The 25163-nt window shown below is 71.9% G+C and carries 22 protein-coding genes; 3 read left to right on the top strand and 19 right to left on the bottom strand.

Annotated features, from left to right (window positions below; translation table 11 throughout):
• Positions 1 to 253 precede the first annotated feature (253 nt).
• From GQR16_RS14105 to GQR16_RS14135, 7 genes are all read right to left on the bottom strand, one after another.
• Positions 254 to 3160 (bottom strand): lamin tail domain-containing protein, encoded by a 2907-nt coding sequence (locus tag GQR16_RS14105; protein WP_170298511.1) that lies wholly within the window; start codon positions 3158 to 3160, stop codon positions 254 to 256.
• Between the two features lie 175 nt (positions 3161 to 3335).
• The gene (locus GQR16_RS14110; RefSeq protein WP_157415798.1) at positions 3336 to 3767 is read right to left on the bottom strand and encodes a hypothetical protein; all 432 of its coding nucleotides are present in this window, start codon (positions 3765 to 3767) and stop codon (positions 3336 to 3338) included.
• A 219-nt stretch (positions 3768 to 3986) separates the two neighbouring features.
• On the bottom strand, positions 3987 to 4304 hold the full coding sequence (locus GQR16_RS14115; RefSeq protein WP_157415799.1) for an ArsR/SmtB family transcription factor: 318 nt from the start codon (positions 4302 to 4304) through the stop codon (positions 3987 to 3989).
• Positions 4301 to 4771 (bottom strand): SRPBCC domain-containing protein, encoded by a 471-nt coding sequence (locus GQR16_RS14120; RefSeq protein ID WP_246200852.1) that lies wholly within the window; start codon positions 4769 to 4771, stop codon positions 4301 to 4303. Before GQR16_RS14120 ends, GQR16_RS14115 begins: the two co-directional genes overlap by 4 nt.
• A 119-nt stretch (positions 4772 to 4890) precedes the next feature.
• A complete protein-coding gene (locus tag GQR16_RS14125) occupies positions 4891 to 5541 on the bottom strand; it encodes a GyrI-like domain-containing protein (protein ID WP_157415801.1) in 651 nt (216 codons plus the stop codon).
• Between the two features lie 69 nt (positions 5542 to 5610).
• Complete coding sequence (locus GQR16_RS14130) at positions 5611 to 6612, bottom strand: ornithine cyclodeaminase family protein (RefSeq protein WP_157415802.1); 1002 nt, start codon at positions 6610 to 6612, stop codon at positions 5611 to 5613.
• A complete protein-coding gene (locus tag GQR16_RS14135) occupies positions 6609 to 7625 on the bottom strand; it encodes a proline racemase family protein (protein ID WP_157415803.1) in 1017 nt (338 codons plus the stop codon). Before GQR16_RS14135 ends, GQR16_RS14130 begins: the two co-directional genes overlap by 4 nt.
• A 110-nt stretch (positions 7626 to 7735) precedes the next feature.
• Here GQR16_RS14135 and GQR16_RS14140 point away from each other — a divergent pair, with 110 nt between their 5' ends.
• Positions 7736 to 8203: a VOC family protein gene (locus GQR16_RS14140; RefSeq protein ID WP_157415804.1), complete on the top strand. Its 468-nt coding sequence runs from the start codon at positions 7736 to 7738 to the stop codon at positions 8201 to 8203.
• A 108-nt stretch (positions 8204 to 8311) separates the two neighbouring features.
• Here the strand turns inward: GQR16_RS14140 and GQR16_RS14145 are convergent, their stop codons facing one another.
• From GQR16_RS14145 to GQR16_RS14165, 5 genes are all read right to left on the bottom strand, one after another.
• Positions 8312 to 8710 carry a PPOX class F420-dependent oxidoreductase gene (locus tag GQR16_RS14145; protein ID WP_157415805.1) on the bottom strand — a complete coding sequence of 133 codons (399 nt, stop codon included), beginning with the start codon at positions 8708 to 8710 and terminating at the stop codon, positions 8312 to 8314.
• A 43-nt stretch (positions 8711 to 8753) separates the two neighbouring features.
• Positions 8754 to 10616, bottom strand: a complete 1863-nt coding sequence (locus GQR16_RS14150) for a glycoside hydrolase family 35 protein (protein WP_157415806.1) — start codon at positions 10614 to 10616, stop codon at positions 8754 to 8756.
• Between the two features lie 149 nt (positions 10617 to 10765).
• Positions 10766 to 12112, bottom strand: a complete 1347-nt coding sequence (locus GQR16_RS14155) for an ABC transporter substrate-binding protein (protein ID WP_157415807.1) — start codon at positions 12110 to 12112, stop codon at positions 10766 to 10768.
• A 133-nt stretch (positions 12113 to 12245) separates the two neighbouring features.
• Positions 12246 to 13202, bottom strand: coding sequence for a carbohydrate ABC transporter permease (locus GQR16_RS14160; RefSeq protein WP_157415808.1), 957 nt, complete (start codon positions 13200 to 13202; stop codon positions 12246 to 12248).
• Positions 13199 to 14161: a carbohydrate ABC transporter permease gene (locus tag GQR16_RS14165; protein WP_157415809.1), complete on the bottom strand. Its 963-nt coding sequence runs from the start codon at positions 14159 to 14161 to the stop codon at positions 13199 to 13201. Before GQR16_RS14165 ends, GQR16_RS14160 begins: the two co-directional genes overlap by 4 nt.
• A 113-nt stretch (positions 14162 to 14274) precedes the next feature.
• Here GQR16_RS14165 and GQR16_RS14170 point away from each other — a divergent pair, with 113 nt between their 5' ends.
• Complete coding sequence (locus GQR16_RS14170) at positions 14275 to 15312, top strand: LacI family DNA-binding transcriptional regulator (protein WP_246200854.1); 1038 nt, start codon at positions 14275 to 14277, stop codon at positions 15310 to 15312.
• Between the two features lie 123 nt (positions 15313 to 15435).
• Here GQR16_RS14170 and GQR16_RS14175 read toward each other — a convergent pair whose 3' ends face one another.
• From GQR16_RS14175 to GQR16_RS14205, 7 genes are all read right to left on the bottom strand, one after another.
• Complete coding sequence (locus GQR16_RS14175; RefSeq protein WP_211373525.1) at positions 15436 to 16893, bottom strand: amidase; 1458 nt, start codon at positions 16891 to 16893, stop codon at positions 15436 to 15438.
• Complete coding sequence (locus GQR16_RS14180) at positions 16890 to 18626, bottom strand: ABC transporter ATP-binding protein (protein WP_157415810.1); 1737 nt, start codon at positions 18624 to 18626, stop codon at positions 16890 to 16892. The genes GQR16_RS14175 and GQR16_RS14180 overlap by 4 nt, the downstream gene beginning before the upstream one ends.
• Entirely contained in the window at positions 18623 to 19486 is an 864-nt protein-coding gene (locus tag GQR16_RS14185) for an ABC transporter permease (RefSeq protein ID WP_157415811.1), read from the bottom strand. The genes GQR16_RS14180 and GQR16_RS14185 overlap by 4 nt, the downstream gene beginning before the upstream one ends.
• The gene (locus tag GQR16_RS14190) at positions 19483 to 20442 is read right to left on the bottom strand and encodes an ABC transporter permease (RefSeq protein ID WP_157415812.1); all 960 of its coding nucleotides are present in this window, start codon (positions 20440 to 20442) and stop codon (positions 19483 to 19485) included. The genes GQR16_RS14185 and GQR16_RS14190 overlap by 4 nt, the downstream gene beginning before the upstream one ends.
• 34 nt (positions 20443 to 20476) lie before the next feature.
• Entirely contained in the window at positions 20477 to 22114 is a 1638-nt protein-coding gene (locus tag GQR16_RS14195; RefSeq protein ID WP_157415813.1) for an ABC transporter substrate-binding protein, read from the bottom strand.
• Positions 22115 to 22280: 166 nt separating this feature from the next.
• A complete protein-coding gene (locus GQR16_RS14200; RefSeq protein WP_157415814.1) occupies positions 22281 to 22736 on the bottom strand; it encodes a DUF3237 domain-containing protein in 456 nt (151 codons plus the stop codon).
• On the bottom strand, positions 22729 to 24438 hold the full coding sequence (locus GQR16_RS14205) for a CocE/NonD family hydrolase (protein ID WP_157415815.1): 1710 nt from the start codon (positions 24436 to 24438) through the stop codon (positions 22729 to 22731). The genes GQR16_RS14200 and GQR16_RS14205 overlap by 8 nt, the downstream gene beginning before the upstream one ends.
• A gap of 145 nt (positions 24439 to 24583) precedes the next feature.
• Here GQR16_RS14205 and GQR16_RS14210 point away from each other — a divergent pair, with 145 nt between their 5' ends.
• Positions 24584 to 25156, top strand: coding sequence for a TetR family transcriptional regulator (locus GQR16_RS14210; protein WP_157415816.1), 573 nt, complete (start codon positions 24584 to 24586; stop codon positions 25154 to 25156).
• The last annotated feature ends 7 nt before the right edge of the window (positions 25157 to 25163 follow it).

The raw sequence follows: 25163 nt of genomic DNA on the forward strand, positions 1-25163 counted from the left end.
GGGAGACTGTAGACCGCGGGATCGAGGCGCGCAAGCACCCCGGCGAACCCGAGGGCGCACGGGAATCCACGCCGCGGCGCCTCCGGGAGCATCGACGCCTCCGGGAGCATCACGGCGTCACGGCATCCCGCGGGCGCACCCGTGCTCGCGACCGCGCCCGGCGCGGAACGCCGGTGAACGGCCGAACGACGAGGCGGATGCCGCGGCAGCACGTGGCTGCGCGGCATCCGCCCGTCGTGGTGGTGCGAGGTCGCTACTCGGCGGCGGCCTGTGCTCGGCGGCGACGCAGCGCGATCACGCCTGCGCCTGCGCCGAGGACGAGCAGCGCACCCGCGACCCCGAGCGCGGCCCACGGGTCGGCGCCCGTATGGGCGAGCCCGTTCGTCGTGCCGGCCGTCGTGGTGTCGGTGCCACCGGTGCCCGGGTCGCCGGTCGCAGCGGCCACGGTGAACGGCGCCCAGCCGATGAGCGTGCCGTCGGCGGCCAGGATCGCGACCTTGTGCTCGCCCGCCGGAAGCGAGTCGGGCAGGGTCACCGTGACGATGCCGTCGAGGCCGACTGCGGCCGAGCCGAGCGAGGTCGGGGTCGAGTACACCCAGCCCCAGACCGTCTCGCCGGCGTGCGCGACGCCCACGTTCACGGGCAGCTTCGCACCGGGCACGGCCGTCGCGGGAGCCGTGACGCCGCCGCGGTTCGCGTCGGTGAGCAGCGCCTCGTCGATCGGCGCGGGCGCGGTGCCCGGGTCGGTCGGGTCGGTCGGGTCGGTCGGGTCGGTCGGGTCGGTCGGATCCGTCGGGTCCGTCGGGTCGGTCGGGTCCGTCGGGTCGGTGACGACCGCGCCGGGCAGCGTGCCGGTGCGCAGTGCGCCCGGACGCTCGCCGTCGGCGAACCACCACACCGGGCGGGTCGTGACGAGCGACGGCGCGGGGTCGGCCGAGCTCAGCGACGCCGGAGCGGTCGCGAAGCCCTCGTTGTTGAGGTTCGGCATGCCGGCCGGTCGTGCGACGTGCACGATCGTGGGCTCGGCGCCCGTGAACGCGATGCGCGCGGCCTCGCCCTCGCAGCCGTTGTCGCACACGGCCCAGAGCTGGTCGAGCACGGTGTCGTAGTCGAGGGCCATGACGCCACCGAGACCGGGGTCGATCGAGGCGACCTGGGCGAACGAGCCATCGGTGTTCAGCGCATACGCGTAGACCACGCCGTTGTCCTCGACCGCGACGAAGAACAGGCCGTCGCCGTGACCGGGGTAGTCGGCGGGGTCGTAGATCGCACCCGTGTTGGCGTCGACGAGGCCCTTCAGGTCGCTGTCGGCGACCCACTCGACAGCCTCGAGGCCCGTGTTCGCGGCGACCTGCGGCAGCGAGGCGGTGAGGTCCCACTCCTGTGCGGCGACGACGTCGGGGCCTGCGGCCTCGGGGTCGACGGCGAGGATCGTGTTCTGGTTCACGCCCTTGTTCGCGTTGTCGCGCTCGGAGGCGATGTAGATGCGGCCGTCGTTCGCGACCGTGATGCCCTCGGTGTCGGGGCCGGCCTTGGCCGGGCTGCCGGCGTCGCGCTGGAACCGCACGCGCTTGCCCTCGGTCCAGCCGTCGGCGAACGAGACGCCGCCGTCGGCCTTCGCGTCGAGCTTCCAGAACGTGCCCGTGCCGTTGTCGACGGCCCAGAGCACGACGCCGTCGGCCGTCTGCTGGGTGTCGAGGCCCGACGAGTCGCTGAGGAACATGGCCGCCTCGTCGACGACCGTCACGTCGGCCGCACCGGGCCAGGCCACGACGACGGGATCGGTCGGGTCGGTCGGGTCGGTCGGATCCGTCGGGCCGGTGCCGCACGCGTTCGCAGCACCCTTGGTCGAGGTCGCGGCGTCGACGAACGCGCCGGTGCCCTCGGGGCAGCGCGCCCAGGTGACGGCGGCGTGCGCGGTCCACGCGTACTCGACGACCGTGAGGCCGACCGCATTGCGGATCGTCGCGACATCCGCCGCTCCGAGTCCGAACGAGAAGTGCGTCGCGCCGTCGAACACGAAACGCGCACCCGGTGCGAGCAGGGTTCCGGATGCCACCGGCGTGACGTCGGCGGCGTGACCCACGGGGTCGTTGTCCATGAGGGTCCAGCCCGACAGGTCCACGGGCGTCGCGCCCGTGTTGATGACCTCGACCCAGTCGGTCGCGTCGCCGTTGGACTCGACCTCGTTGATCGCGATCGCGGGCAGCACGCAGTCGTTCGCCGCGCCGGGCGTCACGCGTGCGAGCGCGAAGTCGCCGGTCGCGTCGGGGCAGCGCGCGTAGCTCGCCGCGGCCTCGTTGCCGTCGATGGCCGGGTGGCCGTTCCAGGTGTAGCTGTCGAGCAGCGTTCCGGCCTTGTCGAAGATGCGGATCGAGTCGGACCCGCCGATGCCGATCGCGGCCTGGAACTCGAGGGGCGCGCCCGCGGCATCCGCACCTATGGTCGAGGCCTCGACGACGAGACGCTGGCCTGCGGCGATCGAGGCGCCCGAGGCGAAGTACCAGCGGTGGTCGTCGCTGTTGTCGCGCACCTCGTAGCCGCTCAGGTCGACGGCGCTCTCGCCCGGATTGATGAGCTCGATCCAGTCGGCGGGGCCCGAGTCGACCTCGTTCAGCACGACCGAACCGGGCTTCGCGGGCTCCTCAGGGGCGGCGCAGACGTTCGCAGAGCCGAGTGTCACGGCCGTGGCGTGCGCCCACGCGCCGCCGTCGGCGCAGCGCGACCAGTCGGCGAGCGGTGCGGTCGCCAGGTAGGCGTAGGAGTCGACGACGGCGTTCGCCGCATCGACGAGCACGACCTCGTCGCCCTTGCCGAGCCCGAACGGGAATCCGAGCGGCGTGGCGTCCTTCTGGAGCACGAGGAAGCCGCCCGCCGCGAGCGTCGTGCCCGCCGGGATCGTGCCGCGTTCGACGCGCTTGTCGTCCATGACGGCCCAGCCCGAGACATCCACCGGTGCGGATGACGCGTTGAAGAGTTCGATCGAGTCGACGGTGCCGTGCGTGACGGTGTCGTAGACGATCTCGTTGACGACGACGCCGGGTGCGGCACCGTCTGCGGCGAGCGCCGCGCCGGGCGTCGCGAGCAGCGCCGCGCCGGAGGTCACGGCGAGCGCCGCGACCATCGCGGACGCACGACGGATGGATGGGGAGAAGGGCATGGAGGGGCTCCTGACGAGATGTGAGGGGTCGCCGCCTACTCGACCGTTCGGCGCTGAACGGAGGGTTTCGCCACGGTGAACCGCCGGGGGCACCGCCGTGTCGAGGTGGTGCGCCGCGGCCCGTCGCGGGCCTCAGAGGTGAGGCGGCGTCCGTCAGCCCGTCAGACGCCAGCCGTCAGGCGTCGAGCGCGCCGGCCGCGCACAGTCGCGAGCGCACCCAGCCGGCGGCTTCTGACTGCGCGAGTTCGCCCGTGCGGATCACGCGCACGAACTCGATCGCCTCGGCGCTGAGCCGCCCGTCGGCCGTGTCGGGCCCGTCGCGCAGCACGTACGTGGTGAGCCATTGCGCCAGCCGACCGCCGACGCGGGCCGCGACCGCGACGGTGCCCGCGAAGTGCCGCGCCTGCCCGTTGGTGTCGTCGTCGAACTCGGCACGGAATCCGCGCCCCCTGAACCGGTTGCTGCCTCCCGACGCGGCATCCGTGAACCAGAACACGCCGCGCCGCACGCCGCCGACGCGCCCGAGCTCCTTCAGGAAGTGCCGGTCGGTGTGCCCGCGCCGGGCGAGCTGCTCGATCGAGTCCGCGAGGGCGGCGCAGGCGTCCATCCGTCCACCGTATCCGGCGAGCGGGATCCCCTGGACGCACGTTCCCCGCTGCGGCGCATGCGCAACGCGGCGCAACTCCGGACACGGACGACGACATGCGGACGAACAGGTGCCGGGGCGCGGCGTGTCGTCGGCGGCATCCTGAGTCGCGCACGTGAAGTCGCACGGCTGGACCGCGACGAGAGACCCCGCGACATCCGGCGAGCGGGGGTCGCGCCGTCAGAGCCCCTCGGCGATCTCCCTGATCGCGGCGAGGCGACGGTCCCACTGGGCGCCGACGGTCTCGAGGCCGCGCGCGGTCTCGGTGAGCTGCGCGCCGATCACCCGGAAGCGCACCTCGCGGCCGACGCGCACGGGCTCGACGAGGCCGACCTCCTGCAGCACGGCGAGGTGCTTGGCGATGGCCTGACGCGTCACGGGCAGGCGCCCGGCGAGGGCGGACGCCGAGGCGTCGCCCTCGCCGAGTGCGGCCAGGATCGACCACCGGGTCTCGTCGCCGAGGGCGGCGAACACCGGAACCAGCGTCTCGGATGTCACGCGTCGCCCTCGAGCAGGGCGACGAGCTTGTCGAGCTCGGAGACCCAGCCCTCGGCGTGCTCGGCCATGTTCTTCGCCGGGTCGGAGGTGCGGTCGAAGCCGGTCTCGACCACCGTGAGCTCGGTGCCGCCCTCGACGGCCTCGAGCGTGAAGGTGAAGACGGTGGCGTGGTCGTCGAGCTCGTCGCGCAGGTGCCCGAGCGCGTCGTCGTTGCCCCAGCGGTAGGAGATGCTGCGGGGCGCGTCGACGGCCTCGATGGCGAGCGGCACCCGGCCGTAGCCCTCGAACGTGATGCTGCCCCGTGCGCCGGGGCCCGCGCCGTCGAGCTCGGTGCGGCCGAACCAGCGCGAGATGTGCGCGGGTTCGGTCACGGCCTGCCAGACCTTCTCGACGGGTGCGGCGATGCGGATGGTGCGGCGCACCGCGTAGGCAGCCTCGTCGACGACGGATGCCTGATTGTCGGTCATGCTCATGATTCTCGTTCCTCTCGGTCGATCAGTGCAACCCCAGAGTTGCATGTTGTCGACCGATGCGCAACCCATCAGTTGCACTTCATTCGCATCAAGCGAATCGGACCGCGCCCACGTCAGACCGGACGCACCGGCTGCCGGAGCACCGTGCGCAGCTTCTCGGGCGCCGTGCGCCGGGCGTCGCCGAGGTAGACCTCGTGATGCGGACCGTTGAAGGCGAACCCGTGCTGCGGCATCCACTCGTCGTGCAGCCGCGCGAGGGTCGGCGCCTCGTCGTCGTACGACCCGACGTGCAGGATCTGCACCGATGACCCCTCGACGAGGTGCTCGAGGCGCAGCAGGTCGAGGGCCGGATTCGGTTCGACCCCGGCCTTCACCGCCTTCGCCCTGGCCGCCTCGACACCGGCGGCGACCGCCGGCTCGTCGATCCAGTCGGGCTGGTTCACGAGCATCGTCCAGCTCCAGGCGCCCTTGTCGCGCGCGACGAACGCAGCCCGGTCGTCGGCCCACCACAGCCCCTCGAGCGGTGCGACCGCGAAGTCCCGGCCCAGCTCGCGCTTGCTCGCGAACTTCACCGCGTACGCGACGCCGAACAGCGCCTCGACCGCTCGCGTGTACGTCTCGGCCGTGTTCGGGTCGCCGTATCCGTCGATCGCGAGGTAGCGCAGCGGCGGCACGTCGACGACGACGAACTCCCTCGCCGAGGGCGCGTACAGCGCCCGGTGCTCACGCTTGACGTCGTACTTCTCACTCGCGGGTCCGGTCATGCCGCCGAGCGTACGCCGGGCCGAGGACAGGACGTGTCCGGATGCCGCGGTCCGGCGCCGCACGCTCCGTCAGCGCGCGAGCGCGGTGCGCCCGACGACCGCGTCCTCCCACGACATGCCCGTGGTCTTCACGACGAGCGGTCGAACGGCGTCGGCGTCGGCGTCGACGCCCGCGCCTGCGGCCGCCCACCGCCCCGTCACGACGTCGGCGAGCGGCACGAGCGCGGCCGGCGCGAGCACGCCCTCGTGCACCGCGAGCACGACGTCGCCGGCCTCGCGGAGCGCGGTGACCACGTCTTCGACGACGACGTCCGCGCGCGCCATGAGCGCCGAGTCCAGCTCGCGGGCGTCGGGCTCGTGCGATCCGACGGCGACGACCACGACGTCGTCGGCGAGCAGCGTCGAGTCGAACAGCGGCTCGCGCGCGGTCGTCGCGCAGACGACGAGCCCGGCCCGCCCGAGCACGAGGGCGACGGATGCCGCGTCGGCCGCCGCGACGAACTCGCCGCCGTCCAGCACGGCGGGGTCGCCCGGCGCCCGGCGCGCGACGTGCGTCACGCGCCCGAGCGTCAGCTCGGGGCAGACCTCGCGCAGCGCCTCGACGTGCGCGATCGCCTGCGGCCCGGTGCCGAACACGACCACGTCGAGCGGCTCGGCGGTCCCTGCCGCCGTCGGGACCGCAGCCCGTGCGGCCGCCCGTTCGACGAGCGCCCGCCGCGCACCGACCATCGACACCGCGGGGGTGCGGATGCCCGTGAGCACCGAGCCGTCGAGCACGAGCACCGGCGCCATCGTGTCGGCGTCGAACACGAGGTGCACGCCCTGGATGCGCGGCAGCCCGCGCGCGGGGTTGCCGGGTGCGACGGTGAGCACCTTGACCCCGACGGCGTCGCCGACGGCCGAGGGCATGAGCAGCGCCTCCGCGGTTCCGAGGGGCGACGCGGTGCGCGGCACGTCGGTCGACGGGTCGAACCCGTCGAGCAGTGCGGCCTCGAGCGCGTCGACGGCCGAACGGTAGCCCAGCCGCGAACGCGTGCCCGCGGCATCCAGCACCTCGATGCGGGCGCTCATCGCAGCACGAACCCGGGCACGAGCGGATCCCGCGGATCGACCGTGAACGTCGAGGTGCCCGTGCGGTAGGCCATGCCGGTGACGACGGGCACGACGCCCTCGCCGACCCGCTCGATCGCCCGGGCGTGGAACCTCGACCCGACGATCGAGTCGTGCACGAGCGTCTCGCCGAACTCGAGCTCGCCCTGCGCGGTGAGGGCCGCGACGCGCGCCGCCGTGCCCGACCCGCAGGGCGACCGGTCGAGCTCGCCGTCGGCGAAGACGGTCGCGTTGCGCTGGTGCAGGCGCCCGTCGGCGTCACGGCCGAGGCGCTCGAACAGGATCGTGCCGTAGATGCCGCTCAGGCGCGGGTCGGTCGGGTGCTGCGCGGCATCCGAGTCGTCGAGGAGCCACTTGACCTCGCGTCCGAGCGCGATGATCTCGGCGACGTCGGCCGGCTCGATCGACAGCCCCACCTGGGCGACGTCGAGCATCGCGTAGTTCGCCCCGCCGTAGGCGACATCGACCGTCAGCTCGCCTCTGCCGGTGGACACGCGCAGGCCCTCGGCCACGAGCCGGCTCGGCACGTTGACGAAGTCGACGCTCGTGACCGTGCCCGAGTCGTCGGTCGAGACGCGTGCCGTGACCCGGCCCGACGGCACGTCGATGACGACCTCGGTCACGCCGCTCGGGTCGACGGCGACGAGCCCGGTCTCGACCGCCCACGCGCCGAGCGCGATCGTGCCGTGCCCGCAGGCCGTCGAGAAGCCGTCCTTGTGCCAGAACAGCACGCCGAGATGCGCGCCCGCGTCGTCGGGCGGCGTGATGAACCCGCCGTACATGTCGGCGTGGCCGCGCGGCTCGAAGCACAGCAGCCGGCGCAGCCCGTCGACGGCGGCGTCTCCGATCGCGAACGCACGGCGGTCGGCCACCGTCGCGCCCTCGATCGGCACTCCCGGGTCGGCGACGATCCGGAACGGCTCGCCTGCCGTGTGGTAGTCGACGGTGCTGATCGGGCGCTCGCTTCGCGTCATCAGACCATTCTGCTCCGGCCACGGCCCCCTGCTGACATCCGCACCTCGGCGGCGTAGCGTGATCGGCGACGCGAACCGACCGACCGTGCCGGCGCGCCAGGGGGTCGACGATGACCGGAATCTCGCCCATCCAGCCGTGCCTGTGGTTCGACGACCAGGCGCGCGAGGCGATGGAGTACTACGTGCAGGTGTTCCCGAACTCGCGCATCACGTCGATCGAGCCGTACCCCGACGAGTCGCTCGATGCGCACTTCGAGGGCATGGCCGACAAGGTGCTGAACGGGCGGTTCACGCTGAACGGCGTCGACTTCACGTGCCTCGACGGCGGCCCGCTCTTCATGTTCGACGAGGCGATCTCGTTCGTCGTCTCATGCGCCGACCAGGCCGAGATCGACCACTACTGGGGCGCGCTCTCGCACGTGCCCGAGTCGGAGCAGTGCGGGTGGTGCAAGGACCGCTTCGGCATCAGCTGGCAGATCATCCCGGCGAACATGGGCGACCTCACCCGGAGGCCCGAGCAGATCCAGGTGATGATGGCGCAGAAGAAGATCGTCATCGCCGAGCTCGAGAACGCGTGAGACGGATGCCGCGGGCGGCCGCCCGCGGCATCCGTCACCGCTCGTTCACGGCGGGCGTCAGCGCCTGTCGATCGTCAGTGCCAGTCGACCGTCAGTGCCCGTCGACGGTCAGCGCCCGTTGACCTTCTCGATCGCCATCACCAGGATCACGCGATCGGCCTTGTCGGCCGGCGCCTCCTGCTCGGGGTTGCCGTACCGCTGCCCGAGGCGCACGTAGAACGCACCCTCGGGGTCGGGGATCACCTCGGCGAGCCGTCCGCGCACCTCGACGTAGCGCAGCGGGTTCTCGGGGTCGAGGGCCTCGAGCGTCATGTTCGGGTCGGCCTGCAGGTTGCGGAACTTCGCGCGCTTCGTCGTGTGCGTGAACCGGATGGTGCCGGATGCCGCGTCGTGCTCGAACCACATCGGGTTCAGCTGCACGCCGCCGCCGGGGCGCACGGTCGCGAGGTGACCGAAGACGGGCGCGGTGAGGATGCGAGTGGCGTGGTCGTCGAGTTCGATCGTCATGACGGGGACAACCGGGCGTATGCCGCGGGCATTCCGAGCCGGGTCAGATCTCGGTGTGGCCGAGCTCGGGCGCCGCGAGCGTGCGCACCGCGGCGTCGGCGAAGCCCTCGAACTCGAGCACGACGACCTCGTTCGCGCCCGCGCGCGTGACGGGAGCGGGCACGATGAGCGTGCGCTGCGGCCCGCGCCGCCAGTAGCGCCCGAGCAGGAACCCGTTGACCCAGACGAGGCCCTTGCCCCAGTGCAGCGTGTCGAGGAAGAGATCGGCGGGTGCCTCGAGCTCGAGCACGGCGTGCGCGAACGCGGGTCCGGCGACGGCCCCCCTGCCGTCGCCGGACCCCGGGCGGGCAGCGGCATCCGCATGCGCTGCACCGCCCGACCCGACCGCGCCGGGGGCTGCAGCCGCCGCGGCCGCGCGGTCGAGGTCGATCGGCCGAACGCGCCAGCCGGTCAGCGGCACGCCGTCGAGCGCGACGCCGCCGATGAGGCCCTTGTGCTCGCCGAGGCGCGTGCCGTAGTCGACGCGTCCCTGGTCCTCGACGAGGATCACGAGCTCGCCGTGCGTACGCGGCAGCACGATCGAGCGCTCGTGCGCGTCGCGCGACATGACGCCGACGGGCACGCCGTCGAGCAGCACCCAGGCGCGGTCGCGCACCTCCTCGCCGACGGTCAGCACGCCGGGTCGGTCGGCGGCGTCGTCGTCGTCGACCGCGCCGGCGCCCAGCGTCGTCGAGAACAGCGCGAGCCCGCGGAAGTGGCCGAGCTCGTCGAACGTCGGCACGTGCTCGTGCGGCGCCTCGTCGCCGAGCGCACCCGCCGCAGCCGCGTCGAGCAGCGACGGCCCGATCGCGAGTGGTGCCTGGATCACGGGCGCCGGCCCTGCGGCATCCGGAACCTCGTCGGGAACCGGCGCGTAGCGCGAGATGACCTCGCGGAACGCCCAGAACTTCTCGGTCGGATGCCCGGCCTCATCGAGCGGGGCGTCGTAGTCGTAGCTCGTCGTGATCGGCGCGTAGCGTCCCTTGTCGTTGGCGCCGTTCGTGAGCCCGAAGTTCGTGCCCCCGTGGAACATGTAGATGTTCACCGACCCCCCGGCGGCGAGGAGCAGGTCGAGTTCATGGGCGGATGCCGCGGCATCCGTCGTGTGGTGGTGCGAGCCCCAGTCGTCGAACCAGCCGCACCAGAACTCCATGCAGACGAGCGGACCCGTCGGCTGGAACTCGCGCAGGGTCTCGAGGCGCTCGAGCGTACGGGAGCCGAACGACCCCGTGAGGTGCAGGCCCGGCAGGCTGCCGTCGGCGAGCATCTGAGGCGTCGGCTGGTCGATGGTCGTTAGCGGCACCGTGATGCCCGAGTCCCGCGTGACCGCGACGAGGTGCTCGAGGTAGCCCTTGTCGGAACCGTAGGCGCCGTACTCGTTCTCGATCTGCACGAGGATCACCGATCCCCCGGTGTCGATCTGGCGGGGCACGACGATCTCGGAGACGTTGCGGAGGTACTCGCTCACGGCCGCGAGGTAGCGCGGCTCGGAACGGCGGATGCCGACCTCGCGGTCGCGGAACAGCCACGCGGGCAGGCCGCCGTTGTCCCACTCGGCGCAGATGTACGGGCCGGGGCGCACGATCGCGTGCATGCCCTCGGCTGCGACGAGGTCGAGGAAGCGGCCGAGGTCGAGCCCGCCCGACGCCTCCCACTTCCCCTCGTGCGGTGCGTGCCGGTTCCACGCGACGTAGGTCTCGATCGTGTTCAGGCCCATGAGCCGCGCCTTGCGGATGCGGTCGGCCCAGAGGTCGGGGTGCACGCGGAAGTAGTGCAGCGCGCCCGAGAGCACGCGGAACGGGGCTCCGTCGAGCTCGAAGTCGGTCTCGCCGATGGCGAAGCGGCTCTGCGGGTGCTGGGCGGTCACGGGGCGTCCGATCGGGATCTGACCGGCTGGGCCGGTGGCGGTGGAGAGGTCGTGCTGGTCGTGCTGGTCGTGCTGGCGGGGTGTGGCGGGGTGTGGCGGGTGTGCAGCGGGGCCGGCCGACGACTGCCGGCCGACCCCGCCGCATCCGATCACTTGTTGACGCTGAAGCCCTGCTCGTTGCCGTAGTCGACGAGCTGGTCCTGCCACGTCGCGAGGCCGTCGTTCAGGTCGGTGCCGTTGGCGTACGCCTGGCCGACGGTGTCGCCGAAGATGCTGTTCGCATACACCTGGTAGGGCAGGTACGACCAGCCCGAGGAGACGTCCTTCGAGGCCTGCGTCAGCACCTCGTTGATCTTCTGGCCGCCGAAGTACTCCGACTCGAGGTTCACGAAGTCGGGGTCGTTCAGGTCGGCCGTGGTCGCCGGGAATCCGCCGCTCGAGAGGAAGACCTCGATCGACGCCGGGTCGGAGTTCAGCCAGCGCAGGAACGCCGCCGCGAGCGCCGGGTTCTCGGACTGCTTCGTGACCGACTGGCCGCCGCCGCCGTTCTCGGCCGCGACGGGGGTGCCGTCGTACGTGGGCATGGGGGCCACGCGCCAGTCGCCCGCGGCGTCGGGAACGCTCGACTCGAGCACGCCGGGCATCCAGGCGCCGATCACGAGGGTCGCGATCGAGCCGTCGCCGAGGCCCTTGTACCACTCGTCGCTCCAGCCGGGGGTGCTCGAGAGCAGGTCGCCCTCGACGAGCTGGTTCCAGACGCCGGTCCACTTCTGGGTGCCCTCGTCGGCGAGGTCGATGGTCACGTTCGTGCCGTCGGCCTCGAACGGGCGGCCGCCGGCCTGCCAGATCATGCTCGTCGCGAAGCCCGAGTCGCCGGTGTCGGCGGTGATGTACTTCGACGGGTCGGCGGCGTGCAGGTCCTTCGCGGCCTGCACGTACTCGTCCCACGTGGCCGGCACGGCGATGCCGTACTGGTCGAAGACCGTCTTGTTGTAGAACAGCGCCATGGGGCCCGAGTCCTGCGGCAGGCCGACGAGCTTGCCGCCGACGTTCACGGCACCCCACGTCGAGGCGCTGTACTGGTCCTCGAGGTCGCCGAGGCCGTAGGCGCCGAGGTCGACGAGCGAGTCGGAGAGGGCGAACTGCGGGATCGCGTAGTACTCGATCTGCACGACGTCGGGGGCGCCCGAGCCGGCCTTGATCGCGTTCTGCAGCTTCGTGTACTCCTCGGTGTTCGTGCCCGCGTTGACGAGCTCGACGTCGACGTTCGGGTACGCGTCCTCGAACGCGGCGACCTGCGCCTCGGCGCTGGGGGTCCAGCTCCAGTACGTGAGCTTGCCGCCCTTCTCGAGCGCGGCGTCGAGGTCGGAGGCCGAGCCGCCGGCGTCGGAGCCGCCGCCGCCGGTGCCCGACGAGCAGGCGGCGAGCGTGCCGATGAGGGCCGCGGCTGCGACGACCGAGAGGGTCCGCCGGACGGCGGAGCGAGCGATGCTCATGGTGATTCCCTTCACTTCGTTGTGTTGTGTCGTGTGGTGTGTCTTGGTGATGCATGGTGTGCCGTGCGGTTCCGGGGCAGGACGCTCCGGTGAGCGGATGGTGCTGTCGTGCACGCCGTGCAGTGCCGCTCGGTCACTGCTTGACGCTTCCGGCGCTGAGCCCCGACTGCCAGAACCGCTGCAGGCCGAGGAACGCGACGACGATGGGGACGATGGTCAGGAGCGAACCCGTGATCACCAGGTTGTAGATGGGCTGCGCGGCAACGCCCGTGGCCTGCGCGCTCCACTGGTTGAGGCCGACCGTGAGCGGGTACCAGGTGGGGTCGCTCAGCATGATCAGCGGCAGGAAGTAGTTGTTCCACGTCGCGACGACCGTGAACAGCAGCACCGTCACGATGCCGGGCGCGAGCAGGCGGATCGAGATCGTGAAGAACGTGCGGAACTCGCCGGCGCCGTCCATGCGCGCCGCCTCGAGCAGCTCGGTCGGCACCGAGTCGACCGCGTAGACCCAGATCAGGTAGAGGCCGAACGGGCTGATGAGCGACGGGATGATGATCGCCCACGGCGTGTTCGTGAGGCCGAGCTGGCTGAACATGAGGAACGTCGGCACCGCGAGGGCCGTGCCGGGCACCGCGATCGCGCCGAGCACCACGGCGAACACGGCCTTGCGGCCCGTGAACCGGAACTTCGCCAGCCCGTAGCCCGCGAGCGTCGCCAGCAGCGTCGCGCCGCCCGCGCCGACCACGACGTAGAGCAGCGTGTTGCCGAACCAGCGGAGGAAGATGCCGTCCTTGTAGGTCAGCGTCTCCCAGATGTTCTGGAACAGCACGAAGTCGTCGTCGAACCAGAGCCCGAAGCTCGAGAACAGGCCGGCCTGCGTCTTCGTCGCGTTGATGAGCAACCACACGAGCGGCACGAGGCTGTAGATCACGAAGATGCCCATGAGCAGCGTGAACGCGACCGACTTGCGCGGGCGCAGCGGGGAGGAGTACTTCGGGCGGTAGGCGCCGCGCCGACGGGAACGGGTGCCGGACGCACCGCGGCCGCCCGCGGCATCCGTCGTGGTCATGACCTCGGTGAGGGTGCTCATCGCTCTTCCTTCCGCGAGCCGCGCAGCTGCACGACGTAGGCGATCACGGCGGTGAACACGCCCATGACGATCGCGACGGTGGCCGACGCGTTGTACTGCTGACCGGCGAACGAGAGGTTGTAGGCGTACATGTTCGGCGTGAAGTACGTGGTGATGATGTTCGGGGCGAGCGTGCGCAGGATGTTCGGCTCGTTGAACAGCTGGAAGCTGCCGATGATCGAGAAGATCGTCGCGATCACGATGGCGCCGCGCAGGGCCGGCAGCTTGATGCCGGTGACGACGCGCATCGGGCCTGCGCCGTCGAGCTCGGCGGCCTCGTAGAGGTCGGTCGGGATGACCTTGAGCGCCGAGTAGAAGATCAGCATGTTGTAGCCGACGAACTCCCAGGTCACGATGTTGCCGATCGAGACGAGGATCCACTCGCGGGCGAACGGCGTGATGATGGTCGAGCCGAGCCAGTCGTTGATGTTCGCTGCGAGGCCGAAGTTGTCGCCGTAGATGAAGCCCCACATGAGCACCGCGACGACCGCCGGAACCGCGTAGGGCAGGAAGATCGCGATGCGGAAGAAGCCCGTCGCATGCAGTCGCGCACTGTCGATGGCGAGCGCCGCGACGAGTGCGAGCCCCAGCATGACGGGCACCTGCACGAGCAGGAACAGCGTGACCCGGCCGAAGCCCTCCCAGAACTGCGCATCGCCGAAGAGCGCGAGGTAGTTCTCGAAGCCGACGAACGCGTTGCCGCCCACGAGCTGCTCGCGGTAGAGGCTGAGGTAGATCGAGTAGACGACCGGCGCGATGAAGACGAGCAGGAACACCACGAGGAAGGGGGCGACGAACGCGAGGCCCTTCCATTCGCTGCGCTGACGGGGGCGACGGATGCCGCGGGCGGGCGACTTCGGTGACGACGCTGCGGTACTCGCAGGCCGGCCGGTCGCCGCTGGTGTGGACGTCGTTGTCATCGGATTCTTTCTGATCGCCGAGATGTTTACGTCAACATCTCGTGACGACACCGTAGCATGTTGACGTGAACATGCGCCAGTCTTCAGCAGAGGGCGCACCGAGGGAGAGACACATGACGACGACACCAGGCCAGGCGACCGCCCCCGGCCGCCGCCGTGCGCCGTCGATGGCGGACGTCGCCCGCGAGGCGAACGTCTCGGGGCAGACCGTCTCCCGCGTCTCGAACGGCCGCGACAACGTCGACGCCGCGACCCGCGACCGGGTGCTCGCCGCCATGACCAAGCTCGGCTATCGACCCAACAGCGCCGCCCGCGCCCTGCGCACCGGCCGCTTCCGCAGCATCGGCGTCATCATGTTCACGCTCTCGAGCTTCGGCAACATGCGCACGCTCGACGCCATCACGACCGCCGCGAGCGACGCCGGCTACTCGCTCACGCTCATCCCCGTGCCGCACCCGACCAAGGGCGAGCTCTCGGTCGCCTTCGACCGGCTCGCGGATGCCGCGGTCGACGGCGTCATCCTCGTGGTCGAGGCGCACCTCTTCGACGAGTCCGACGTCGAACTGCCCGACGGGCTGCCCGCCGTGATCATCGACGCCTCGGGCGACGAGCGGTTCCCCGGCGTCGACACCGACCAGGCGCACGGCGCCCGGCTCGCCGTGCAGCACCTGCTCGACCTCGGACACGAGACCGTCTGGCACGTCGCCGGCCCCGAGCGCTCCTACTCGGCCACGCGCCGCCGCGACGCCTGGGCCGCGACCCTCGCCGAGCACGGGGCATCCGCTCCCCCGGTGCTCGAGGGCGACTGGTCGACCGAGGCCGGCTACGAACTCGGGCTCGAGCTCGCCGCGAACCCCGCCGTCACGGCCGTGTTCGCCGCGAACGACCAGATGGCGCTCGGAGTGCTGCGCGCCATGCACGAGTCGGGCCGCGCCGTTCCCGGCGACGTGAGCGTCGTGGGCTTCGACGACATGTCGGAGTCGAGCAGCTTCTGGCCGCCGCTGACGACCGTGCACCAGTACTTCGGCGAGGTCGGCCGCCGCTCGGTCGAGGCGCTGCTGCACGAGGTCGAGGCCGGCGAGCGCCGCGGCAACTCGCTCGTCGACGTCGAGCTCGTCGTGCGCCAGAGCACCGCGCCGCCGCGGCGCTGACCTGCCGCGGCAGCCCCGCTCTCCCCTGCCCAGCTGACACCTCTGCGTCCGCGCATGCGGGAACTGCGGCAGCGAGTCGGGGGCCAGCTCGGGCGGGCGCGCGTCAGCGCGGGCGGGCGCGCGTCAGTGCGGGTCGACGGGCGTGAGCGCGCCGAGCGCGGCCTCGACGTCGCGCGCCGCCGCGAGGGCGATGTGGTCGCCGTTCGTCGGTCCGATGAGCTGCACGCCCGTCGGCAGGCCCTCGTCGTCGAGTCCGGTGGGCACGGCGACCGACGGCAGGCCGAGGAAGTTCACGGCCACGAGCAGGCGGTGGTCGCGCCAGAGCTCGGTCGTCGCGGCGGGTCCCGAGAGATCGACGCCGATGTGCGGCATCCGCCTCGTCGAGACCGGACCGAGCACGATCGGGTGCTCGGCCTGGAACCTCGCCCAGGCCGCGGCGACGACCACGCGCTGCGCCCACGCGCCGCCGTATTCGTCGCCCGACTCGAGCACGTGGGTCTCGGACGCGTTGTCGAGGAAGTACGTCGTCGCCCCGTCGCTGAGCGGTGCGGGCAGGCCGCCAGGCCGGAACGCGCCGACCATCTCGGTCACCGAGAGCCGGCGCCACATGACGGCGGCGTCCTCGAGCATGGGCGGCTCGGCGTCGACGACCTCCCAGCCGGCTGCGGCGAGCGCCGACGCCGCACGCTCGATCGCGTCGGCGACCTGCGGCTCGACGCCCCAGCCGAGCGGGTCGCGCACGACGGCGACCCGACGCACGCCCTCGTAGGTCGACGGATGCGGCACGGTGACCACGAGCGGGTCGCGGCCGTCGGCGCCGTGCATGAGCGAGAACGCGAGGTCGAGGTCGTCGACGTGCCGGGCGATCGGCCCGTTCACGGCGAACATCTGCAGCGAGAGCGGCAGCGGCTCGACGACGACCGTGGGTGCGGGCACCCGGCCGGCCGAGGGGCGCAGGGCGCAGACGCCCGCGGCGTAGGCGGGCAGGCGCAGCGATCCGCCGTAGTCGTTGCCCACCCCGAACGCAGCCATGCCCGTGGCGACCGCGACCGCGTCGCCGCCGCTCGATCCGCCCGGCACCCGCGACGGGTTCCACGGGTTGTTCGTGCGGCCGAAGAGGTCGTTGACGGTGTCCCAGCGCAGGCCGAAGTCGGGCATGTTGCCGCGTGCGATCGGGATCGCGTCGGCCGCGAGCAGGCGGTCGACGAGGGTCGCGTTCTCGGCGGGCACGGCGCCGGCGAGGAAGGTCCAGCCCTGCGTCGACGCCGACCAGGTGAGGTCGATGTTCTCCTTCACGCTGAACGGCACCCCTGCGAGCGGGCCGACCTCGTCGCCCGCGGCGATCCGGGCGTCGATCGCGGCGGCGAGCTCGCGAGCCCGATCGGCGAAGACGACCGTGGCCGCGCCGACCGCGGGGTTCACGGCGTCGATGCGCGCGAGGTGCGCCTCGATCACGGCGGCGGCGCTGAGCTCGCCGGCCCGCACGCGTCGGGCGATCTCGCGGGCGCCGAGCGTCCACGGCTCGGCGTGCCGGTCCTGCGGCGTCTGCGCCTCGGGCTGCACGGTCGGCGTTTCGGTCACGGGGTTCCTCCTCGGGGAACAGGGGTCGCCGACGTGGCGACGCTGGGCAGTGCACCGGTCCGGGCGGGCCGCCGACGACGCGGCACCCACCCCTCACGGGGAATCGAGTCGAGCAGCATCTTGGTGTAGTCGGCTGCGGGCCGGTCGAGCACGTCGGCGATCGGCCCGTGCTCGACGATGCCGCCCGACCGCATGACGACGACCTCGTCGCACAAGCGTCGCACGGTGTTCAGGTCGTGCGAGATCATGAGCAGCGCGACCCCGGTCGACCGACGGATGCCGTCGAGCAGCGTCAGCACCTCGACCTGGGTCGTGACGTCGAGCGCCGAGACCGCCTCGTCGAGCACGAGGATCTCGGGGTCGGCCGCGAGCGAGCGGGCGATGGTCACGCGCTGGCGCTGTCCGCCCGAGAGGGCTCGCGGATGCCGGTCGGCGAGCGTCGCGTCGAGGGCGACGTTCGCGAGCAGCTCGTCGACCCGGGCCGTCACCTCGGGGCGCGACGCCTTCGGCCGGTGCAGGGCGACGGCCTCGGTGAGGCATTCGCGCACGGTCTGGCGCGGATCCAGCGACTGGTACGGGTCCTGGAACACCATCTGCGCGATGCGGGCGCGCCGGCGGCGGCCGCGTGCGCCGCGCGCGGGCCGCGTCCAGTCCTCGCCCTTCACGGTGACCGTGCCGGCATCCGCCGTCTCGAGGCCGCAGACGATGCGCGCGGTCGTCGACTTGCCCGAGCCGCTCTCGCCGACGATGCCGAGCGACCCGCCCTGGGGGAGCTCGAAGCCCACGTCGTCCACAGCGACGAACTCGTCGTGGCCGAAGCCCGTGGCAGCGGGCACCCGGAACACCTTGCGCAGGCCGTCGACGCGCAGGATCGGCGCGGGTGCGACCTGGGCAAGGACCCCGGCGACCGCGTCGGATGCGACCGTCCCTGCTCCCGCCTCGGCCGCCGGCAACGACGCCGACAGCAGCCGGATCGTGTACGCATCTCGGGCCTCCGCCCGCATGCTCCCCGCGGGCAGCGTCTCGACGGTGCGACCCTGGTTCATCACGACCACGCGATCGCAGACCGCGCCCGCGAGCGGCAGGTCGTGCGTGATGAAGAGCATCGCGAGCTCGCGGTGGCGACGGAGGTCGGCGATGACGGCCATGACCTCCTCCTGCGTCGTGACGTCGAGGGCCGTGGTGATCTCGTCGGCCAGCAGGATGCGGGGGTCCATCGCGAGGGTCGCGGCGATCATCACGCGCTGGAGCAGTCCGCCCGACAGGTCGCCGGGTCGCTGCCGCATGCGCCGGGACGGGTCGGGCACCCCGACCTCGTCGAGCAGGTCGATCGCACGCCGCGCCGCGGCATCCGCCCGCTCGCCCGCGACCGAGACGAGCGCCTCGGTCATGAAGTCGCCGATCGTGCGGAACGGGTTGAGGTGGGCGCGCGGTGTCTGGAACACCATGCCGAGGCGACGCGCCCTCACCTCGCGCAGTCGCGCGGGCGGCAGGAGCGACACGTCGTCGCCGTCGATGCGGATCGTGCCGCCGACCGTGAAGCCCTCGGGCAGCAGCCCCGCGACCGCCCGGGTCGAGAGCGTCTTGCCCGAGCCCGACTCCCCCACGAGGCCGAGCGCCTCGCCGGCGTGCACCTGCAGCGTGCAGTCGTGCACGAGCGTGCGGCCGCTGCCGCCGGCGGGGGCGGGCGTCGCGATCGAGACACGATCCAGTTCGAGCACGACCTCGCTCATCGTTCGCCCCTCTCTGCCCAGGTGGTGACGCGGGCGCCGAGCACGTTGACCGCGAGCACGGTCAGCACGACGAACAGCGCCGGGAACATCGACTGCTCGGGCGCCCCCGCGATGAGCGCCGGCTGGCCGCCCGCGATCATGACGCCCCAGTCGGATGCCGGCGGCTGGGCGCCGAGCCCGAGGAACGAGATCGCGGCGAGGTCGAGCATGGCGTAGCCGAACCCGATCGTGGTCTGCGCGAAGAGCGCGGGCAGCAGCGCGGGCACGAGGTGGCGGAAGCAGATCGCCGCCGATCCGACGCCCTGGATGTGCAGGGCCGCCATGTACGGCTTGCCGAGCTCCTGACGGGCGCCGGCCCGGATGAGCCTGGCGACGATCGGCACGTAGGCGATGGCGAGCGCGAGGGTCGGGGCAAGCAGGCCCTTGCCGAACATCGCGACCGCGAGCACCGCGAGCACGAGGCCGGGGATCGCGAAGATCAGCTCGATGACGCGCGAGGCGATGCCGTCGACCGCACCGCCGAACCAGGCGGCCGTGATGCCCAGCGCCGCACCGAGCAGGCTCGAGGCGACCACGACGATGACGGGCCCGATCACGCTGGGCGCGGTGCCCGCGAGCACGCGGGAGAGGATGTCGCGGCCGAGGTCGTCGGTGCCGAACGGGTACGCGAGGCTCGGCGGCGCCGAGACCGGCCCGACGTAGATCGCATCCGGGTCGTAGGGCGCGAGCGCCTGCCCGAACACGGCCATGACGGCGACGCCGACCACCACCACGACCGCGGCGATGACGAGCGGGTCGCGCGTGGCCGCCTTGCGCACGACGGCGGCGACCCGGCCGCCCGCGAGTTGTGCGACGCTCATGCGTTCCTCCTGGGCTTGGCGCTGTCGGGGTCGATCACGGCGATCGCGATGTCGGCGACCGCGTTCAGCACGACGAAGACGACGACGAGCAGCAGCGAGATCACCTGCACGACGGGCAGGTCCTTGCGGGCCGCCGCCTCGGTGAGCAGCGATCCGAGGCCGCCGATGCCGAACGCCTGCTCGGCGATCGCCGAGGTGGCGAACAGCCCGGCGACGGTCACCCCCGAGACCGCGAGGATCTGCGGCGAGGCGTTCAGGAACACGTGCCGCCGGAAGATCTGCGACCGCGGGATGCCGCGCACCCGCGCCGTGTCGACGTGCTCGGCGTGCAGCTGACCGACGACCGCGCCGCGCGTGATGCGGCTGAAGAAGGCGATGTAGAGCACCGCGAGCGAGATCGCCGGCAGCGTCAGGTGGTAGAGGCTGTCGAGGAATCCCTCGCCCGCGCCGTACACCGGGAACCAGCCGAGCACCCTCGCGAACACCCAGATCAGCAGGATCGCGACGACGAACGTGGGCATGGCCATGCCGATCGACGTGCCGATGAGCACGGCGCGGTCGGCCCTCGGTCCGCGGGTCGCGGCGACCACGCCCGATCCGATGCCGAAGATCGCGATGAGCACCGCGGTGTAGAGCACGAGCAGCACGGTCACGCCGATGCGGGGCGCGATGAGCGCGGCGACATCCGTCTTGTAGACGAACGAGGTGCCGAGGTCGCCCGTGAGCACGCCGCCGACCCAGTGCAGGTACTGCTGCCAGACCGGGTCGTCGAGGTGGTGCTGCGCCCGGATCGCCTCGATGAGCTCGGGGGTGGGGCGGATGCCGCCGGCGAGCGCCGCGACCGGGTCGCCCGGGGTGAGCAGCACCGCCGAGAAGATGACGACGCTGGCCAGGAACAGCGTGAGCGCGAGCTCGCCGAGCTTGCCGGCGAGGGTGCGCACGACTCCCGCGTTCATGTGGTGCCTCCGTTCCCGTCCAGCGTCGCCATGGTCATTCGCTGCCGAGGTGCAGCGCCCAGGGGCTGCTGTAGACGGCGACCGAGGTGGTGACGCCCGTGAGCCCGTTCTGCAGGAACGTCGTCTGATACGCCGAGGCGAGCGTGACCTGCAGCTGGTCGGGTGCGAAGATCTGCTGCGCGGCGATGAAGGCGTCGGCGGATGCCGCGGGGTCGAGCGTCGTGCGCGCGGTCTGCAGGTCGGCGGTCACCTCGTCGTTCGAGTAGCCGCTCCAGTTGAAGAAGCCGCCGAGCTCGGCGGGCAGCAGGAACTGCTGGGCGTAGCCGAGCACGCCCGGTGCGTCGAGGTAGCCGACGGTCGCGACGAAGTCGATGGACTCGCGCGCGGCCGGGTCGAAGAAGATCTGCGAGAAGTCGGTGGGCTGGCGCTCGTCGATCTCGATCGTGAGTCCGATCTGGGCGCCGGCCGCCTGGATGATGGCGGCCGTCTGCGAGAGCTCCTTCGCGCCGGCCGGAATGGCGACGACGAGCGGCGTCGCGGTGTCGACGCCCGACTCCTCGACGAGCTGCTTCGCCTGCTCGAGGTCGAGCTCGGGCGCGGCCAGTTCGTCGTAGGCGGCCGTGTACTGGTCGGCGGCCTCCATGCCGGCCCACGCGAACGGCGGCGTGAACGTGGACTGCGGCTCGCCGAGCCCGTGCAGCACCGTGGCGATGAACTGCTCTCGGTCGATCGCGAGGCTGAGCGCCTGACGGATCTTCGGGTCGGCGCCTGCGCCGGTCGAGTTCGTCGGTCCGAACGAGTACGACGCGGTCGACGGGCCGAGCACGAGGCGTCCGCTGTCGGAACCGGCGAAGTTGTCGCGGCTGGCGGGCGGCACGTTGAAGGCGCCGTCGACCTCGCCCGCGAGCAGCGCGTTGGCGAGCGTCGCGCCGTCGGTGATGAACGTGTAGGTCAGGGTGCCGACGAGCGGCGCGCCGCCCCAGTAGTCGGGGTTGGCGCTCGTCACGATCTCGGTGCCCGGCGTCCACTCGTCGAAGACGTAGGGGCCGGTGCACATGACGCCGCCCGTCGAGGTGCCGAACGTGTCGCCGGCCTGCTCGACGAACGCCTTGCTGAGCACGGCGCCCGCCGCGCCCGCGATGGCGTCGCGGAAGGTCGAGTCGGGTGCCGTGAAGTGCACGGTCACCTGCAGGTCGCCGGTCACCTCGATGGTGTCGACGAGCACGAACGCCGGAAACCAGGCCGAGGTCTCGACGCGGTTGCGCTCGAGGCTGAAGGCGACGTCGTCGGCCGTGAGCGGCGTGCCGTCCCAGAAGGCGACGTCGTCGCGCAGGTCGATGACGAAGGTGACCGGATCGACCCACTCGGCGCTCGTCGCGACGCCAGGCTCGACCGTGAAGTCGGGGCTGATCTGCAGCAGGTTCTCGCAGAGGTTCGGGATGGCGAGGCTGTAGTCGCCGGCCGGGTCGAGCGTCGACGGCTCGCCCTCGACGAGCGCCCACGTGACCTCGTCGACCTCGCCCGTGGCCGCCGGCAGCGACGAGACGAGCTTCGACGAGTCGACGGGTTCGGCCGTGTTCGGCGACGCGTCGTCGCGTGCCGTGCATCCGCTCAGGAACATCAGGGCTGCGACGGCGCCTGCGACGGTCGCGGTGATGCGTGTGGTTCTCATGACGGGTCCTCTCGTGCTGCTGTGGGGGTGGCGGTGCAGTGCGTCGGCGGTGGGCCTCGGCGGTGGAACGTCAGGTGATGCGATCGGTGGAGTGGTGAGGGTGGGCGTGGTCCGGCGAGCGGATGCCGGTGGCGGGCGTCGCCGGTCGGGCGTCGCGGGCCGCGGGTCAGCGCACGACGAAGACGCGCACGCAGACCTGGCCGTCCTCGTCGCGCGCGAGGCCGACGAACTGGTGCTCGGCGAGCCAGCGGTGCGCCGGGGCATCCGTCTGGAACACGGGAGCCGTGCGGAAGTAGATCTCGGACTCGTCGACGTGCTCTCCGGCCTCGTGCCGCGCGATGGCCTCCTCGGTCGCGCGGAAGTACCCGCGGTTGAGGATGTCGATGACGGCGCCGTCGTCGGCCCGCAGCAGGTAGCGGGCCTCGAGCTGCGACGTGCCGCTGCGCTCGACGGCCCAGTCGCCGCCGCCGGCGAGCACGACGCCGTCGAGCAGCGGGCCCGCGACGGTGCCGCCCGTGATCGGGGTGAACGTGAGCTCCTCGTCGGCGCTGCGGCCGATGCGCAGATGCGGGTCGCAGTCGACGCGGAGTTCGAAGGCGAACTCGAGCACGGGCTCAGACATGGGTGGGTCCTTTCGGTTCGGTCGATGCGGCAGGCCATGCGCCGGGCGATGCGATCGTGAGGGTGAGGCGGAACGGCCGGTCGCCGCCGAGTTCGAGCCGCTGCCGGTTGGTCGTGAGCTCGGTCGCCCCCCACGGGTCCTCGCCGGTGCCGGGCTGCGGGATGAACTCGGGCGCGTCGCTGCTCGACAGGTGCAAGCGCAGCCGGTGCCCGGCGCGCAGCCGGTACCCGAGCTGTCCGAGGTCGACCTCGACGCGGGCGGCGTCGGTGGCGTCGCGCAGGTGCACCTGACCGCGGGCGATGCGGAACGCCCGGCCCTCCTCGTCGACGTCGAGCAGGCGCACGAAGAGGTCCATGACCGGCCCGTCGGAGGAGATCACCGCCTCGGCGCGCACCGGCCCGGTGAGGTCGAGGTCCTCGGCCACGGGGTCGGTCGTGAACGCGATGACGTCGTCGCGGTCGGCGAGCGCCGACTCGTCGGGCGCGTCGAGCAGGAACGCGAACGCGTTGGCCACGCTCGACGGCACCGGGTCGGCGGGGTCGTGCAGCCAGTCCGCGTGCGCCGGCTCGGCCGGGGGGTGCTCGGGTGAGAGCGCACCGCCCGCGTGGGCGAAGAGCTCGAGGGCTGCGGCATCCGGGGGCGGCCAGGTCTCGCTCGCCCGCATGCCGGGCGTGCCGGCGAGGTTCCACGCGACGCGCGGGATGTCGGTGGGTGCGCCGTTGCCGCGCACGAAGACCTCGAAGAATGCGAGCGCCGGCTCGAGCATGCGCGGCAGGCCCGCGAGCAGCTGCTCGTGCGTCCGCTCCTCGACGCGATCCTCGACGGCGTCGTCGACGTAGTACGACTCGTGGTCCATCGACTCGATGCGGAGGAAGTGGTTCAACGCCCAGGCCGGCCGCTGCTCGATGCGCGCGACATCCGCCCACGAGAGCGGCGCGCAGTTGTCCCACCAGCCGATGGTGTGCAGGGTCGGCACGGGCCGCGCGTCGAACGGGTCGCCGTTCGGGAAGCGCGGCAGGTGCACGGGCCGCGGGTACCACTGGTCGTACGAGATCGAGCGCGAGCCGAGCTGCGCCAGCACGGCCTCGACCTGGGCGCTGTAGGGGCGGTGCGCGGGGTCGAGGTCCCAGAAGTACGCGTCCTGCGAGTGGAAGTACGTGAGCGGGTAGAGGTAGGTGATGCCCCACTCGACGCCGCGCGTGCGAGCGCCGGCGGCCGCGCGCACGGGTTCGCCGAGCTGCGTGCCGGTCACGCGCGGCGCGATCGCCTTGAGCGCCGGATGCTGCGACGAGACCGCCGCCCACTGGGTGTAGCCGTAGTAGCTGTCGCCCCACATGGCCACGCGCCCGTTCGACCAGGCCTGGTTCACGATCCAGTCGATCGTGTCGTAGCCGTCGTCGGCCTCGTTCACGAAGAGCAGCGCCTCGCCCTCCGAACGGAACTTGCCGCGCACGTCCTGCGCGACCACGCGGTAGCCGCGAGCGGTGAAGTACTCGGCGATGAGCGGGATGTACGTGTACGCCCCGCTCTTGTCGTAGGGCAGGCGGATGAGCACGGTGTCGCCCGGCGCGGCGTCCGGCGCGACCGGCGCACCGGGCAGGTAGACGTCGGTGGCCAGTCGGATGCCGTCGCGCATGCGGACGAACTCCTCACGGGCGAGCGGGCTCACGGGCCCCGGGCCGACGTGCTCGATCTGCAGCATGGTTCCTCGTTCGCCTCTCTCGTGGTTCGGGTGGATGCCACGGTAGATTCGGATAGGGTTATTAGTCAAGTCCGACTAGAAAATAAATGACGGGCGTCCCGCACCACGGCCGCACGGCCGATATCGTGCGATGAGGAGGAGACACATGGCGCGACCATCAGTTGCCGATGAACGCACGACCCAGATCGTCGAGGCGACCATCCGGGCGATCGGCATCCACGGCATCACCGGGGCGAGCCTCGATCGCATCGCCGAAGAGGCCGGCATGTCGCGCGGACACGTGCGCCACTTCGTCGGCAACCGCGAGCAGCTGCTCCGCGTGAGCGCACGCCGGTTCTACTACGACGGCACCGAGGGAACGTCGATCCTGCCCGCGGGCACCGACACCGTGGCATCCGCCCTCGACCACCTCTTCGGCGACGCGTTCGCCGCCCCCGGTCGCGAGAACGCGGTCGTGCTCGGCTTCGTCGAGGCGGCGCGCACCGACCCCGAGCTCGCGCAGCTCATCGTCGACGCCTATCGGGGCACGCACGACCTCATCGCCCGCCTGATCGCGGTCGAGCACCCCTCGGCCACCCCCGCGGAGTGCGAGAGCACGGCGTACGGCGTCGTGGCGATCGCGCTGCACAACGTGTTCCTCAGCGACATCGTCTCGGCCGCGACCGGAACCGCCGAGGCGCGCGCGACGGCCGAGCGCCTCATCGCCGCGCTGCCCTGACGGACCG

The organism is Agromyces allii, assembly GCF_009749385.1.
Lineage (GTDB): Bacteria > Actinomycetota > Actinomycetes > Actinomycetales > Microbacteriaceae > Agromyces > Agromyces allii.